A 16161-nucleotide genomic window follows, 5' to 3' on the forward strand; every position below is an offset into this window, starting at 1 on the left:
CGTCCACACAGCCCGCAAAACCGACACCGCCACGTCCCGGAACAAGAAGCCGACGACCCCACGACCTCGCCGCACAGGTTAAAGATCAAGCTAGAGCGTGTGGTGAGAGGAGCGCCGTCCGCCGCCCGTCACATCTGGTGGCGGGCCAGCCAGTCGGTGTGCTGCGGGGAGACGATGCGCTCGGTCTCGAAGACCGCGCGCGGCCACTGCCGTTCGGTGAGCGTCGTCTCCATCGCCACCTGCATGGACTCCAGGTCCTTCTCCACCAGCGAGTGGGCCGAGATCAGCGGGTGGTGGCGGCGCATCTCGACCCAGGCGAGACAGGAGGCCGCCGCGGCGGAGACCACCCCGGTCAGGGCGAAGGACTGGCCGGCCGAGAAGGCCCTGAACAGCGAGAGCAGCAGCGCGAGCGCCGTCAGCGCGGCGATCGTCGACGACCAGACGAGCGTGGCCCGCCGGGACACCTCCTGGCGCCTGCGGTACCACGTGCGCTGCTCGATGAGCCGGTCGCGCACATAGGTCTCCTTGCGCACCGTGAATGCCTTGTCCCGCAACGCGCGCATGGAATCGGTGATCAGTCCGCCGGAATCCGCCGTGAGATCCCGGGGATCGGCCCACCCCACCTTCCGCAGCTCCTGGAGCCCCTCCTCCAGCCGGTTGGCGAACACGGCCTCGGGGTGCTGGGTGCCCGTATCGAAAGGTGAGCCATGCACGGAGTAGCGCCAGCACATCGATTTGATGAACTCCGCCGCGGACCGATTCAGTTGCCAATGCGACTTTGCTTTCCGCCGCGACGCCAGATACGTCGTCACCAGCACCCCCGCGTACGCCAACACCGCCGCACAGTCCGTGAGTTGGAGCCCCCCTGCCACCTCCGCCCGCCACGGCAAGGCGGCCGGCACCGTGCCCGCGACCAGCAGAATCAACTGCCAACGGGTCGTATTCACCGCCTCCCGCTGACGCGAGACCGCAATGGCGTCCGTGTGGTGAAACAGCTCCGGCAGATCAGCGTTCCTGAAGACCATGCTCTGCAGTGGTCCGGGAATCGCCGTCATGTTCACTCCCGTCTGCGGTTATGTCGTCACCCAGATGGCGGAATCTTAAGTTCCACTTGATCGGGGCCGGTCCCGTGTGACGCTCTCGTTCCAAGTCGGCGTCCTCAGTTGCCAACCGAGGTCATGAGAGTAAAGTCGTGCCGCCGGACACGGCAATGGTGCAGGTACCAACGCTGGTTTCCTGTCCGGAACCATTCCATCGGAACGAATCCCCTCAAGGACGGCCGTGAAGACCATCGAATCCTCCCTCTCCTTCGCCGGTGCGAAGAAGAGCCGTGTGCCGCTCGCCGCGATCGACGCGCGTGGTGGCGAAGCCGCCAGGAAGCTCGGTCGGGTGCATGTCGCCTCCGCCGGCCGCCCCAGCCAGGCATCCACCTTCAACTCATCACTCTGACCACACCCGTATACGGAACACTCCACCCGTGCGGTCATCGTCCGGATCACCCTTCCGGGCTGGCTAGACTGGCGGAATGACAGGACCCCTGGTCCCTTTCCGTGAAGTGGTACTCAAGGTTCACAGCAGGTGCGATCTCGCCTGTGACCATTGCTATGTCTACGAACATGCAGATCAGAGCTGGCGAACCCGTCCGAAAACAATCTCTGACGAAGTCATCTGCAGGACTGCTCGGCGGCTGGCTGAGCACGCCAAGACACATGCACTGCCCTCCGTGTCAGTAATCCTGCACGGAGGGGAGCCTCTGCTGGCGGGCCCCGCCCGGCTGCGCACGGTGTGCGAGGAGCTGACCGCCGCCTTCGACGGCGTCGCCGCGCTGGATCTGCGGATCCACACCAACGGCCTGCAGCTCAGCCCGCGCTATCTCGATCTCTTCTGCGAGTACGACGTCAAGGTGGGGATCTCCCTCGACGGCGACCGCGCGGCCAATGACCGCCACCGGCGCTTCGCCGACGGGCGCAGCAGTCATCCGCTGGTCCTCAAGGCCGTCGAGCTGCTCCGGCAGGAGCGCTACCGCCATCTCTACCTCGGCCTGCTCTGCACGATCGACATCCGGAACGACCCGCACGCGGTGCTCGACGCGCTCACGGAGCTCGAACCACCGCTGATCGACTTCCTGCTTCCGCACGCCACCTGGGACGACCCGCCGCCGCGGCCGGACGGTTCGCCCACCGCCTACGCCGACTGGCTCCTCGCGGTGTACGACCGCTGGCAGGAGCGGGGGCGTCCGGTGCCGGTGCGGATCTTCTCCTCGGTCGCCTCGACGCTGAACGGCGGCCCCAGCCTGACCGAGTCGCTGGGCCTCGCCCCGACCGACCTCGTGGTGGTCGAGACCGACGGCCGGCTGGAGCAGGTGGACTCGCTGAAGAGCGCCTACGAGGGCGCGGCGGCGACCGGGTTCGACGTGTTCTCGCACCCCTTCGACGAGGTCGCCGCCCATCCCGGGGTGCGTGCCCGGCAGCTCGGTCTGGCGGGCGTCAGCGAGACGTGCCGCTCGTGCCCCGTCGTACGTTCGTGCGGGGGAGGGCTGTACACCCATCGGTACGCCTCCACGGAGGAGGGCGGCGGCTTCGACAACCCCTCGGTCTACTGCCAGGACCTCGCCGCCCTGGTGCGGGGAGTCGAGGCCCGCACACCGGTGTACGCGGTGGCCCCCGCCGTGACCGACCCCGCCGAACTGCTCGCGGCCCAGGAGGACCTGACCCGCACCCTGCTCGCCCGGCTCCACGCCGATCTGGACGGCAGGGGCGGCGAGCCCTGGGCGGCGGCCTGGGAGCTGGCGGGCGCGCTGGAAGGCACCCCCGAGGGCGCCGGGGCGCTGGACGCCGTGCTCGCCCACCCGTACGCGCGCACCCGGCTGCTCGACGCGCTGGACGCCCTGCACGAGGAGCGGCCGGACGCCGCGGCCGGGGCCGTGGACGGGGTGCGGGCCCTGCTGGCCGCCGCCGCCGTGCGCGCCGGTCTCGACGGCCTGCGGGTGCCGGTCTCCCTCCGCGACGGCGAGGTCGTCCTGCCCTCCGTCGGCCGGCTCGCGCTCGCCGGTCCGGACGGCGACGGCACCGTGCTGCTGCGCGCGGCCGGCGGCGGATTCCTGGCCGGCCCCGCCGTCGGCGGCCCCGAACGGCGGATCCGGCACACCGGGACGGCGGAGCCCGGCTGGCTGCCGGTGCGCGCGTTCGCCGCGCCCGGGGACCTTCCGGGCGGCGGCTTCGTGATCGACGACCTCGACCCGTACCGCGACTGCTTCGACGCACCCGCCGTCGCGCTCGACACGGCCTCCGCCGAGCGGCTGGGCGCCGCGCTCACGGCCGCCCGCGCCCTCGTCGAGGAGCGGGCCCCCGCCTTCGGCGCGGCCTGCGCCGACCTCCCGTTCGTCTTCACCCCGCTCGCCGGTACGCGGCCGGGCGAGCCCCGGATCGGCCGGCACGGATACGGCGCGCTGGGCATCGGCGCGGACGAGCGCGCGGACACCCTGGCACTCGCCCTGCTGCGCGGTGCCCGCCGGGCGCGGCTCCGCGCACTCGCGGACGTCACGGATCTTTACGCGGCGGACGGCTCCTGGGACCATCGAATGCCCTGGGGGGAGGAATTGGTTCCGTTTTCCCGGCTGTTGTCGGACACCTATGAGCGGATCGCGCTCGCCGCATTCGACGCGCACTACCGGGACGGGATCACCCAAGCGCTCGACACGTTGGAGGAGGCCGCCGAACTCACCATCGGGGGAAAGCATCTGCTGGCCCTGATGCGAAAAGAATTCTGAATCCTGCATTCCGGTTCGACGGGGGTGGCGCGGGGGAGGCGGACAACTGGGAGGAACGGCCGCAGACCCCTCGCGATACCGCGTGCGATGGCGGGCGTCGGGGAACGGATGACTGAAAAGTGGCGTTGAATGACCGAACGCCATGGGGGTGGAGCAAGGTCCGCTCCGGAATGATGAATTCGCTCGCATTCACTTCACTCCTCGGGTGCGGGTGCTCACACAGGACGGGGGTCGTGTGCACGGGACGACGCAGCAGCGAGCGGCGGACCATCGGCCGTACTTCTTCTTGAGTTACGCCCATACACCGGGGTACGGCGGTGGCACGGACCCCGACATGTGGGTCGAGCGGCTCTTCCAGGATCTCTGCGGCCATGTGATGGCCATGACCGATCTGCCGGCCGGCGCCCCCGCGGGTTTCATAGACCGCGAGATACGCTCCGGCGAGGGCTGGTCGGAACGGCTCGGAGAGGTGCTCGCCACCTGCCGGGTGTTCGTACCGCTGTTCTCGCCGCGTTACTTCGCCAGTGAGATGTGCGGCAAGGAGTGGTACGCGTTCGCCCAGCGTGCCATCCACCACCGGGCCCGCTCCAACCAGCCGGCCGAGGCGATCGTCCCGGCCCTCTGGGTGCCCGTGCCGCCCAGCCAACTTCCCGGACCCGCCGAACGATTACAGTTCAACCACCGTGATTTCGGGGACCGTTACGTCAGCGACGGCCTCTACGGACTGATCAAGCTCAAACTCTTCAACGAGGAGTACGAGCGCGCCGTCTACGAACTCGCCAAACGCATCGTCAGCGTCGCCGACACGGTACGGCTCGGCACGGGCCGGCCCGTCGACTACCGGCTCGCCCCCAGCGCCTTCGGCTCGGCCGGCAGCGGGGCGGGCGGCCCCCGCCCGATGCAGGTCACCATCGCCGCCGCCACCCGCCACGACCTGCCCGAGGGCCGCAACGCCGACTACTACGGCGACAACCCCCAGGACTGGAACCCCTACCACCCCGATGCCGCCCGGCCCCTGGCCTATGTCGCCGAGGACCTGGTGCGCTCCCTCAACTACCAGGCCACCATCGCCTCCTTCGACGAGGACCCCGGGCCGCCCGGCATCAAGCAGGGCCCCGCCACCCCGGAGATCCTGCTCGTCGACCGCTGGGCGCTCCGCGACGAGGAGCGGTGCCGCAGACTCGCCGCCTTCGACGCCGAGCACCGCCCCTGGGTGACGATGATCGTCCCCTGGAACCGCGACGACCACGAGAGCAGGGCGGCCGAGGCCGAACTGACCGCCAAGCTGGAGCGGACCATGCCCACCAAGATGCGCCAGGGCCGCGCCTACTGCCGGGCCGCCGCCAAAGGCGTACCGAGCATGGAGGCCTTCGGCCAGATCCTGCCGCAGGTGGTCGAGGTCGCCGCCCAGCAGTACCTCAGACACGCGGCCGTCTATCTGCCCGCCACCGGCGGCGGAGGCCCCAGCGAACGGACACGGCTGATGGGACCGATGGCGCAGACCCAGTACATCCCCGAGACACATGACGCTGCGACGGATGCGGAGGACACGGATGACGGCCGGTCGTGACGGGCGCATCGTCACCTTCTACTCGTACAAGGGCGGTACCGGGCGCACCATGGCCCTGGCCAACACCGCCTGGATCCTCGCCGCCAACGGCAAGCGGGTCCTGGCCGTCGACTGGGACCTGGAGGCGCCCGGACTCCACCGGTTCTTCCACCCGTTCCTCGACCCGTCGACGCTCGGCGCCACCACCGGCGTCATCGATCTGATCACCGAGTACGCCTGGGCCGCCACCAGCCCCGTGCAGCGCGCCGACGACTGGCACCGCGACTACGCGCGGATCCAGCCGCACGCCGTCTCGCTCACCCCCGAGGCGCTCGGCTGGGAGTTCCCCCAGGGCGGCACGCTCGACTTCGTCTCCGCCGGACGGCAGAACCGCGAGTACTCCGCGACCGTCTCCACCTTCGACTGGGACAACTTCTACGACCGGCTCGGCGGCGGCCACTTCTTCGACGCGCTGCGCGAGGACATGAAGGCCAACTACGACTACGTCCTCATCGACAGCCGTACCGGCCTCAGCGACATCGCCGACATCTGCACCGTCCACCTGCCCGACGTGCTGGTGGACTGCTTCACCCTCAGCGACCAGTCCATCGACGGCGCCGCCTCGGTCGCCCGGCAGATCTCCGAGCGGTACACCGGCCGCCCCATCTCCATCTTCCCCGTCCCGATGCGCATCGACGAGGGCGAGAAGGAGAAGGCGGACGCCGGCCGCGCGCTGGCCCGGCTGAAGTTCGACCGGCTGCCGCGCGATCTGTCGGGGGACGAACTCACCGCCTACTGGGGCGCGGTGGAGATTCCGTACCGCCCCTACTACGCCTACGAGGAGACCCTGGCCACCTTCGGGGACGAGGCCGGGCTCACCAACTCGCTGCTCTCCGCCTTCGAACGGCTCACCGCCGTCATCACCGACCAGCAGATCACGGCCATGCCGCAGGTCGGGGAAGAGGTGCGGCTGCGCATCCGCGACGCCTTCACCCGGCGCCGGCCCGCGCTGCCCGCCGACCTCTTCCTCAGCTATGTGGCGGAGAACCGGATGTGGGCCGACTGGATCGAGTCCGTCCTGACCCGGGCCGGATTCCGCGTCGTGCCCCGGGACGTCTCCGCCGACCGGGGGCCCGAGGACGCCTCGGCCCTCACCTCGGAGAACGCCGCCCGTACCGTGGTGCTGCTCTCCAGCGCCTACCTCAAGTCGCAGCGCGCGGTGAACCTCTGGGAGCGATCCGTCGCCGAGGACCCGGGCGGCGGGCGGCGCCATCTGCTGCCGCTCAGGGTCGGTGACGTCCGGCTCTCCGCGCCCTACATCGACCGCAACCCCGTCGATCTGTTCCGGCTCGACGAGGTGCACGCCACGGCCGCCCTGCTGCGCGCCCTGGACCGGCCGGTGCAGCTCACCGACGCCGTCTCGCCCGGACCGCGCTTCCCCGGCACCGTCCCCCGGATCTGGAACGCGCCGCCGCGCAACCCCGGCTTCACCGGCCGCTCCCTGGTCCTGGAGCGGATGCGCGACCAGCTCGGCGGCGGCATGGCCGTCGTGCTGCCGCAGCCGCAGACGCTGTACGGACTCGGCGGCGTCGGCAAGACCCAGGTCGCCCTGGAGTACGTCCACCGGTTCATGGCCGACTACGACCTGGTCTGGTGGATATCGTCCGAGCAGACCGACGACGTGGTCGCCGGTCTCGCCGAACTCGCCGTGCGGCTCGGCGCCCAGGGCGGCGACGACATGGCGGCCGCCTCCCAGGAGGCCGTCGACCTGCTGCGCCGAGGGGTCCCCTCGGACCGCTGGCTGCTGGTCTTCGACAACGCCGACGACCCCGAACGGCTCCGCCGCTACTTCCCGCAGGGCGGCTCCGGCCACATCCTGGTCACCTCCCGCAACCAGGCGTGGTCGCAGCACGGTGACGCGCTGCCGGTCGACGTCTTCCTGCGCGAGGAGTCCATCGAGCACCTCCAGCGCCGGGCGCCGGGGCTGAGCGACGAGGACGCCGCCCAGGTGGCCACCGCGGTGGGCGATCTGCCGCTCGCCGTCGAACAGGCCGCGGCGTGGATCGCGGAGACCGCCACGCCGATCGACACCTACCTGGAGATGCTGGCCCAGCAGGCCCCCGAGGTCCTGGCCCTCAACCAGCCGGCCGGCTACCCCGAGCCGGTCGCCGCGACCTGGAACATCTCCATCCAGCGCCTCAAGGAGCGTTCGCCCGCGGCGGTGCGGCTGCTCCAGCTCTGCGCCTTCTTCGCCCCCGAGCCGATCTCGGGGAACCTGCTGTACAGCAAGGAGATGATCGAGGCGCTGAAGCCGTACGACGCCTCGCTCCAGGAGAAGCTGGTGCTGGGCCGGGTCATCCGGGAGATCGGCCGGTTCGCCCTGGCCAAGGTCGACCAGGTCTCCAACTCCATCCAGGTGCACCGGCTGGTCCAGGCCGTCATCCGGGCCCAGCTCACCGAGGAGGAGCAGCGGGACGCCCGGCACGCGGTCCACCGGATCCTGGCGGGTGCCCGTCCCGATGACGACGAGCCGATCGACAACCCCGCCAACTGGCCGCAGTTCGCGACGATATGGCCGCACCTCGGCCCGTCCGACGCGCGCAACTGCAAGGAGCCCGAGGCCCGCAGGCTGCTGATCGACCGGGTGCGCTATCTGTGGAAGCGCGGTGACTTCAGGACGGCGAGCACGCTCTGCGAGGAACTGCGCGAGATCTGGCGCGAGACGCTGGGCGAGCGGGACATCCAGTACCTCTACCTCTGCTTCCACCTCTCCAACCTCTACCGCTCGCGAGGCCGGTACGTGGAGGCGAGGGATCTCGACGAGATCACCCTGGCCACCCAGCGCGACGTGCTCGGCCCGGAGCATCCGCACACGTACATGAGCACCAGCAGTCTGGCCACCGACCTCGGCACGCTCGGCGAGTACACCAGGGCGATCGAGCTGGCGACGGAGGCCACCGACGGGTTCAACCAGATCTTCCACGAGTCGCACCCCAGGGCGCTGGCCGCGGCGAACAACCTGGCCTTCACCCTGCGGTCCATCGGCCAGTACGCCAAGGCCCGCGAGATCGACCAGGACGTCTTCGACCGGCGGCGGGAGGTGCTGGGCGAGGAGCACCCGTACAGCCTCTCCTCGGCCATGAACCTCGCCCGCGACCTGCGGGACGTCGGCCGGTACGAGGACTCGGTCGGCATCCTCAGCCGGACCTACGACAGCTACAAGGCGACGCTCGGCCGGTCCTTCCCCGGCACGCTCAGCGCGGCCAAGAGCCTCGCGGTCTCCCTGCGCCGGGCCGGCCGGCTGGAGGACGCCCGCCGTCTGACGGTCGCGACCCGGGCCCGCTACCGGGCCAAGTACACCTCCGCCAACCCGGAGTCCCTGGCCTGCGACCTCAACCTGGCCGCGGACCTGTTCGCGGCGGGCGAGGCGGAGGAGGCGCGGGACACCGCGCAGGAGGTCGTCGACCAGTACATGAAGGTGCCGGGGGAGAAGCACCCGTACACCCTGGCGGCCCTGAACAATCTGGGGGTCTACCTTTCGGGCACCGGTGCGGCCGAGGAGTCGGAGATCGTGCTGACCCGGGTGGTCGCCTCGATGCGCGAGGTGTACGGACCGGAGCACCCCAACACGCTGTTCAGCGTGATGAACCTGGCCAACGCCACGGCGGAACGGGGAGATCTGGAACTGGTCCTGTCGACCGAGCGGCGGCTCACCACGCAGTTCCGGGACGCCCTGGGCGCGCACCACCCGGAGACGCTGGCCATGAAGTCGAACATGGCGGTCACGCTCGGCGCGATGGGGCGGGACGAGGAGGCGCTCCAGGTCAGGGCGGAGACGGTCGAGGAGCTGTCCCGGCAGCTCGGCGACGACCATCCGCTGACCCGGATCGCCCGGGACGACCGCAGGTTCCAGCGCGAACTGGAACCGCAGGCGGTATGAGGCGGGGAGCGCCCGGTACCGCCGGGCGCTCCCACGGCCGGGACCCTAGGTGTCCAGCAGCCAGGTGAGGATGCGGGGCAGGGCGTGCAGTGCGTCGAAGTGCGCGGCCGCCGGTTCCACCACGACCTTGGCGCCGGGAATGCGGCTCGCCAGCCAGCGGGTGTGCGAGACCGGTGAGAACACGTCCTTCTCGCCGTGCCACAGCAGCACCGGGCCGGTGATGGAGGCGGGGTCGAAGCCCCAGGGGTTGCTGAACGCGAGGGCGTCGTCGATCCATCCGTATGCCGAGGTCCGCAGCCCCTCGCTGTAGTTGCGCAGCAGCATCGTGCGCACCCCGGCGTCGTTGACCACCATCCGGTCGGAATCGGTCAGCTCCCGGCGCAGATCGTCGATCAGCCGCACCGGGTTGTGGCGGATCACCGCGGACCGTGAGATGAAGGACTGCGCGAGCCCGTCGGGGTCGGCGGTCGCCGCGGTGTAGGCCATCACATTGGAGGGGGCCATCCCCTCGAACCAGTCGAGCCCCTCGGCGTCCCGGGGTGCCAGCCCGACCAGGGCGGCGGTCCGGGTGACCCGGTCGGGCATCAGCGCCGCGCAGGCCAGGGCGTGCGAGGCCCCGCCCGACCGCCCCACCACCGCGAAGCGGTCGAGCCCGATGTGGTCGGCGATGGCGCGGACGTCCTGGACGGCGTCGGCCACGCAGCGTCCGGGCAATCGGTCGGAGTCGCCGTAGCCCGGCCGGTCGTAGGTGATCAGCTGTGTCTTGCGCTGGTAGAGCACCATGCCGCGCGGCGCCGGGCCGAGTCTGCTGCCGGGCATCCCGTGCAGCAGGAAGACCGGTCTGCCGCGGGGATCCCCCAGGCGCTCCACCACCAGTTGCCGTCCATCGGCCGCGCGCACGCGACTGCGCACTCCGTGCCTCCTCGCGAATCATGCGGACACGGCGCGTGTCCGGCTTTCCCCGCTCCACTAGATGATGACCCATCAAAGTCGTTACGGGGATGGCGCGTGGGGAGAAACCGGGAGGCCTTGAGGTAGTGCGTCGAGCCCGCGCGCGGGGTGTGCGGCGGGAATGTGCGCAGGGAATGTGGGGGGTGTGTATGCGGGGCGTGGCGGGGTTGTCCGGAGGGCGGTGCGGCGGCCTCAGGCCGCCGTGGATCCGCCGCCGAGCGTGCCCCCGGCCGCCCCCGTCGGCACCGGTGCGGGGGGCGGGTTTCTGCGCATGGCCGTCAGGAGGGTGACGAGTGTGCCGGCCACGGCCCATGCGGAGAGGACCAGGAGGGGGCCGGTGACGGCGTTGCCCTTGAAGTAGGCGATGGAGCGGGCTGTCCAGGTGCCGGCGCCCGGGGGGAGGGCGGGGCCGATGGCGCGCCAGAAGTCGGGGAGCATGGGGAGGGGGAAGGCGCCGCCGGCGCTCGGATTGCCCGCGATGACGACGATCAGGACGGCGAGGCCGATGCCGACGATGCCGGTGAGCGCTTCGAGGGCGAGGGTGATCATGCCGACGGCGAAAACGGTGAGCGCGCCCAGGCCGGAGAGGCCCCAGAAACTGCCCGGGAGGGCGCCGAGGATCGGGCCGATGATGAGCGCGCCGCCGATGCCGCCGGCGATCGCGTACAGCGCCATGACGCCGGTGCGGATGACCGCCCGCTGACGGTTGGCGGGGCGGGTGCCCGCGCTGATCGCCAGGATCGAGGCGCAGAGGTAGCCGCCCACGCACCAGCCCACGACGAGGTAGAAGGACGAGAGCCCGTCGAAGTCCTCGTTCGAGGCCGGGGCGACGTCCACGGTGCGCACGGTGCGGTGCTGGGAGAGTTCGGTCGCCTTGACGATCCTGTTCAGCGACTCGGCCAGTACCGTGCCGCCGCCGGAGGCGACCAGCAGGGTGTCGCGCGTGCCCCTGGGGTCGACGATCAGGGCGCCGTCGAGGTCGCGGTCGAGGATCTGCTGCCGGGCGGTGGCCGGGTCGGAGACCGTACGGGGGTCCAGGGGGCCGCCGGGGAGGTCCTTCAGCTCGGTGACGAGCTGGGCCGACGCCTGCGGGGGCGCCACGACGCCGAACGGGACGTCCGTGGGCTTCGGCTTGTGGAGCGCCCCGACGTACGAGGCGATGAACAGCAGCTGGAGCGCCAGTACGCCGATGACGAGCAGGGCGGCCCGGGGAGTGACGGCGTTCTTCACCTCGTCAGCGAAAGTCATGCCCCCACGGTCCGGGGTGCCCGGCGTTCCCGCAGGCGGGGCTGGGCCGAATGGCTGAGGTGGGGACGCCCGCTCCGGGTATCGTACGAATGTTCGAAACTTGGTTTATGGTGGAGAGCGAGGGGGTGGTGAGTACGGATTGGTTCAGGAGGTGCGGGTGCCCGGGTTCACGCATCTGCATACCGTTTCCGGGTTCTCCCCGCGCTACGGCGCCTCGCATCCGGGGCGGCTGGCGGAGCGCGCCGCCGAACGGGGGATGGACGCCCTCGCGCTGACCGACCGCGACACCCTGGCGGGCGCGGTCCGCTTCGCGAAGGCCTGCGAGCGGGAGGGGATCCGGCCGCTCTTCGGCGTGGAACTCGCGGTGGCACCGGACCCGCGCGTGAACGGCGGGGGAGCCCCGCGTGCGGTCGGCGGGCGACCGCCGGCCGCCGGGGGTGGAGCCGGCGGGCGGACGCCGCGACCGCGGACCCCGGCCCGCGGGGGTGCCTTTGTCGATGAATCGGCTCCCCGGGTCACCTTCCTCGCCCGTGACGGCGCCCTCGGCTGGGCCGAGCTGTGCCGGCTGGTCACCGCCGCCCACGCCGAGGTGCCCGACGGGGGCCGCCCCCTGCTCGACCGCTCCGCGCTGCCCGCCGTAGGGCTCACCGTGCTGCTCGGCCCCGCCTCCGAGGTGGGCCGGGCGCTGAGCGCCGGCCGCCCCGATCTGGCCGCCGCGCTGCTCGCCCCCTGGCGCGAGCTGTACGGCGACGCGCTGCGGCTGGAGGCCGTGCACCACGGCCGCGACGGCACCGGACCCGGTTCGCTGCGGCTCGCCGCCCGTACCGTCGGCTTCGCCGCCGAACACGGGGTGCGGGCCGTGCTGACCAACGCCGTCCGGTACGCCGACCCCGGGCAGGGCCCGGTCGCCGATGTGCTCGACTCCGCCCGCCGGCTGGTCCCGGTCGACCCGCGCCGCGCCCCGCTCGACAGCGGTGAGCGCTGGCTCAAGGACGCCCGCGCGATGGCGGAGACCGCCGAGCGGATCACCTCCGCCGCCGGTCTCGGTCCCGGTGCCGGGGCCGGGCTGATCGAGGAGACCCGGCGCACCGCCGACGCCTGTGCCGTCGACCCCCGGGCCGACCTCGGCATCGGCTCCGCCCACTTCCCCGAACCGCGCCTGGTCGGCGCGGACCGCCGTACCGCCCAGCGGGTCCTGGCCTCACGCGCCGCGGCGGGCATGGTGCTGCGCGGCTACGACCGCAGGCCCGCGTACTGGGAGCGGATGCACCACGAGCTGGACATCATCGCCCACCACGGGTTCGCCTCCTACTTCCTCACCGTCGCCCGGGTGGTCGACGACATCCGGGAGATGCGGGTGCGGGTGGCCGCCCGGGGCTCCGGGGCCGGTTCGCTGGTCAACCACCTCCTCGGCATCGCCCACGCCGACCCGGTCGAGCACGGACTGCTGATGGAGCGCTTCCTGTCCAAGCGCCGCTTCGTGCTCCCCGACATCGACATCGACGTCGAATCGGCCCGCCGCCTCGACGTCTACCGCGCGATCATCGGCCGCTTCGGCGCCGAGCGGGTCGCCACCGTCGCCATGCCCGAGACCTACCGGGTGCGCCACGCCATCCGGGACGTCGGCGCCGCGCTCTCCATGAACCCGGCCGAGACCGACCGGCTCGCCAAGGCGTTCCCGCACATCCGGGCCCGCGACGCCCTCGCGGCCATGGAGGAACTGCCCGAACTGCGCGAGGTGGCACGGGAGAAGGAGAAGTACGGACGGCTCTGGGAACTGGTGGAGGCGCTGGACGCGCTGCCGCGCGGGACCGCCATGCACCCGTGCGGGGTCCTGCTCTCGGACGCCTCGCTCCTGGCCCGCACCCCCGTCGTGCCCACCAGCGGCGAGGGCTTCCCCATGTCCCAGTTCGACAAGGAGGACGTGGAGGACCTCGGGCTGCTCAAGCTGGACGTGCTGGGCGTGCGGATGCAGTCCGCGATGGCGCACGCGGTCGCCGAGGTGAAACGGGTCTCGGGGCGCGAGGTGGACCTGGACGCCGTGGAACCGGGCGACCCCGAGACGTACCGGCTGATCAGGACCGCCGAGACGCTGGGCTGCTTCCAGATCGAGTCGCCCGGCCAGCGCGATCTGGTCGGCAGGCTCCAGCCCGCGGACTTCCACGACCTGGTCGTCGACATCTCGCTGTTCCGGCCGGGTCCGGTCGCCGCCGACATGGTGCGCCCGTTCATCGAGGCCCGGCACGGGCGGGCGCCGGTCCGCTACCCGCACCCGGACCTGGAGGGGCCGCTGCGCGAGACGTACGGAGTGGTGGTCTTCCACGAGCAGATCATCGAGATGGTCCACCTGATGACCGGCTGCGGCCGGGACGAGGCCGACCGGGTCAGGCGCGGGCTCTCCGACCCCGAGTCGCAGGGCCGGATCAGGGTCTGGTTCGCCCGGCACGCCGCGGCGCGGAAGTACAGCGCGGAGGTGATCGCCCGCGCCTGGGAGATCATCGAGGCGTTCGGCAGCTACGGCTTCTGCAAGGCGCACGCGGTCGCCTTCGCCGTACCGACGTACCAGTCGGCCTGGCTGAAGGCGCACCACCCGGCGGCCTTCTACGCCGGGCTGCTCACCCACGACCCCGGGATGTACCCGAAGCGGCTGCTGCTGGCGGACGCGCGGCGTCGCGGGGTGCCGGTGCTGCCGCTGGACGTGAACCGGTCGGCGGCCACTCATCGAATCGAACTGGTGTCTGATGAAGGGGGAGGGGAAGGGCGCTGGGGGCTGCGGCTCGCGCTCTCGGACGTCCACGGGATCAGTGCGGCCGAGGTCGCCCGGATCGAGGCCGGACAGCCGTACACCTCGCTGCTGGACTTCTGGCAGCGGGCCCGCCCCGGCCGCCCGGCCGCCGAACGGCTGGCCCAGGTCGGCGCGCTGGACGCGTTCGGCGCCAACCGCCGCGATCTGCTGCTGCACCTGTCCGAACTGCACCGCGCCCAGCGCGGGGCGGGCTCCGGCGCGCAGCTTCCGCTCGGCGGCGGCCACCGCACCGGCTCGCTCGGCCTGCCCGACCTCAACGAGGCGGAACGGCTCAGCGCCGAACTGGGCGTGCTGAGCATGGACGTCTCGCGCCATCTGATGGGCGATCACCGGGCGTTCCTGGAGGAGCTGGGCGTGGTCAGCGCCCAGCGGCTGCGCGAGGCGCGGCACGGGGAGACCGTGCTGGTCGCGGGCGCCAAGGCCGCCACCCAGACGCCGCCCGTCCGCTCCGGCCGCCGGGTCGTCTTCACCACCCTGGACGACGGTACGGGCCTGGTCGACCTGGCCTTCTTCGACGACAGCCACGCCGCCTGCGCCCACACCGTCTTCCACTCCTGGCTGCTGCTGGTGCGGGGCGTGGTGCAGCGGCGCGGGCCGCGCAGTCTGAGCGTGGTCGGCGCGGCCGCCTGGAATCTGGCGGAGCTGGCCGAACTGCGCCGCACCGGAGGGCTCGACGCGGTCGCGGACCGGCTGGCGCGGCCCTCCGGGACGGAGGGGGCCGGTGAGGAGGGGACCGGTGAGGAGGGGGCCGCCCAGGGGGAGCCGGCCGCCGACGGCGGCGGACGGCGGATCAGGATGCCCACCGGATACGAGATGAACCCCTGGGCCGACCTCCGGCCGGCCGGTGAGGGGGCGCCCACGGGAAGGAAGCTGTGGCACCAGAGTCCGGGGAGCGCGGGATGAGCGGGCCGGCCGGCATCCTCTGCCTGCGCTTCCGCACGGTCGACGGCGACCCGCCGGACGGCGCCGGTTACGCCGGGCTGCTCGCCCTGCTCGGTTCCTTCACCCCGCTCGTCGAGGCGGCGCCGCCGGACGGGGCGCTCGCCGATGTCACGGGCGCCCTGCGCTACTTCGGGCGCGATGTGACCGGGCTGGCCTCGGTGATCCGGGTCCGCGCCCTGGCCCTGCACGGGGTGGACTGCGCGATCGGGGCGGCCGGCAACCCCATGCTGGCCCGGATGGCGGCGCGCCGGGCCGTGCCCGGGGCGACCTTCGTGGTGCCGGCGGGGGAGGAGGCCGCCTTCCTCGCGGACCGGCCGGCCGCCGCGCTGGACGGGGTCGGCCCGGCGACGGCCCGCGCCCTGTGCGGCTACGGGCTCGACTCCGTCGGCCGGATCGCGGCCGCCCCGCTCGGCACCCTCCAGCGGATCACCGGGGTGCGGACCGGCCGCGAGCTGTGGGAGCGGGCGCGGGGCATCGACCGCAGCGCCGTCGTGCCGGACGCCGCGGCCCGTTCGCTCGGCGCCGACCGGACCTTCCCGCGCGACGAACTGGACCCCGAGCGGCAGCGGCGCGCGCTCCTGTCGCTCACCGAGGAGCTGGGGGCGCGTATGCGCGGCGCGGGACAGGTGTGCCGTTCGCTCGCGGTCTCCGTGCGCTACGCCGACCGGACCGGTTACGCGACGCTGACCCGCAGCCGTACGCTCCGGGAGCCCACCGCGCACTCCGCGGACCTCACCGCGCTCGCCTACCGGATCCATGACTCCTTCGGCCTGCAACGGGCCCGGGTCCGGGGGATCGCGCTGCGCGCCGAGGGGCTGGGCGACGCGGAGCGGGCCGCGCACCAGCTGACCTTCGATCCGGTGGACGAGCGGGCGCGGCGGATCGAGGCGGTCGCGGACCGGCTGCGGGAGCGGTTCGGGCCGAGTGCCGTGATGCCGGGGCGGCTCGCGGCCTGA

General features: G+C 72.1%; 9 protein-coding genes. 6 read left to right on the forward strand and 3 right to left on the reverse strand.

Annotated elements, in window-relative coordinates:
- Positions 1 to 128 precede the first annotated feature (128 nt).
- Entirely contained in the window at positions 129 to 1025 is an 897-nt protein-coding gene (locus ACWCXC_RS29410; RefSeq protein ID WP_450685463.1) for a DUF4231 domain-containing protein, read from the reverse strand.
- A gap of 256 nt (positions 1026 to 1281) precedes the next feature.
- On the opposite strand from ACWCXC_RS29410, the gene fxsA reads away from it, so the two are divergent.
- The 4 genes from fxsA to fxsT all read left to right on the forward strand — a co-directional run bounded on the left by fxsA (position 1282) and on the right by fxsT (position 9258).
- Complete coding sequence (gene fxsA, locus ACWCXC_RS29415; protein ID WP_383649889.1) at positions 1282 to 1449, forward strand: FxSxx-COOH cyclophane-containing RiPP peptide; 168 nt, start codon at positions 1282 to 1284, stop codon at positions 1447 to 1449.
- A gap of 76 nt (positions 1450 to 1525) precedes the next feature.
- Positions 1526 to 3769, forward strand: coding sequence for a radical SAM/SPASM protein FxsBH, inactivated beta-hydroxylase extension form (gene fxsBH, locus ACWCXC_RS29420; RefSeq protein ID WP_450685462.1), 2244 nt, complete (start codon positions 1526 to 1528; stop codon positions 3767 to 3769).
- Positions 3770 to 3980: 211 nt separating this feature from the next.
- Positions 3981 to 5339, forward strand: coding sequence for an FxsC protein (gene fsxC, locus ACWCXC_RS29425; protein ID WP_450685473.1), 1359 nt, complete (start codon positions 3981 to 3983; stop codon positions 5337 to 5339).
- Positions 5323 to 9258 carry an FxSxx-COOH system tetratricopeptide repeat protein gene (fxsT, locus tag ACWCXC_RS29430; protein ID WP_450685461.1) on the forward strand — a complete coding sequence of 1312 codons (3936 nt, stop codon included), beginning with the start codon at positions 5323 to 5325 and terminating at the stop codon, positions 9256 to 9258. The genes fsxC and fxsT overlap by 17 nt, the downstream gene beginning before the upstream one ends.
- Before the next feature lie 45 nt (positions 9259 to 9303).
- On the opposite strand, the gene ACWCXC_RS29435 is transcribed toward fxsT, so the two are convergent.
- Together ACWCXC_RS29435 and ACWCXC_RS29440 are read right to left on the reverse strand one after the other, a co-directional pair.
- Positions 9304 to 10170: an alpha/beta fold hydrolase gene (locus ACWCXC_RS29435; protein WP_450683507.1), complete on the reverse strand. Its 867-nt coding sequence runs from the start codon at positions 10168 to 10170 to the stop codon at positions 9304 to 9306.
- A gap of 231 nt (positions 10171 to 10401) precedes the next feature.
- Positions 10402 to 11457, reverse strand: coding sequence for a DUF3533 domain-containing protein (locus ACWCXC_RS29440; RefSeq protein WP_450891024.1), 1056 nt, complete (start codon positions 11455 to 11457; stop codon positions 10402 to 10404).
- 157 nt (positions 11458 to 11614) lie between these two features.
- On the opposite strand from ACWCXC_RS29440, the gene ACWCXC_RS29445 reads away from it, so the two are divergent.
- Both ACWCXC_RS29445 and ACWCXC_RS29450 read left to right on the forward strand, forming a co-directional pair.
- Positions 11615 to 15166 (forward strand): DNA polymerase III subunit alpha, encoded by a 3552-nt coding sequence (locus ACWCXC_RS29445; RefSeq protein ID WP_450683505.1) that lies wholly within the window; start codon positions 11615 to 11617, stop codon positions 15164 to 15166.
- Positions 15163 to 16161, forward strand: a complete 999-nt coding sequence (locus ACWCXC_RS29450; RefSeq protein ID WP_450683504.1) for a DNA polymerase Y family protein — start codon at positions 15163 to 15165, stop codon at positions 16159 to 16161. The genes ACWCXC_RS29445 and ACWCXC_RS29450 overlap by 4 nt, the downstream gene beginning before the upstream one ends.

The sequence above is a fragment of the Streptomyces sp. NPDC001515 genome (assembly GCF_053597115.1).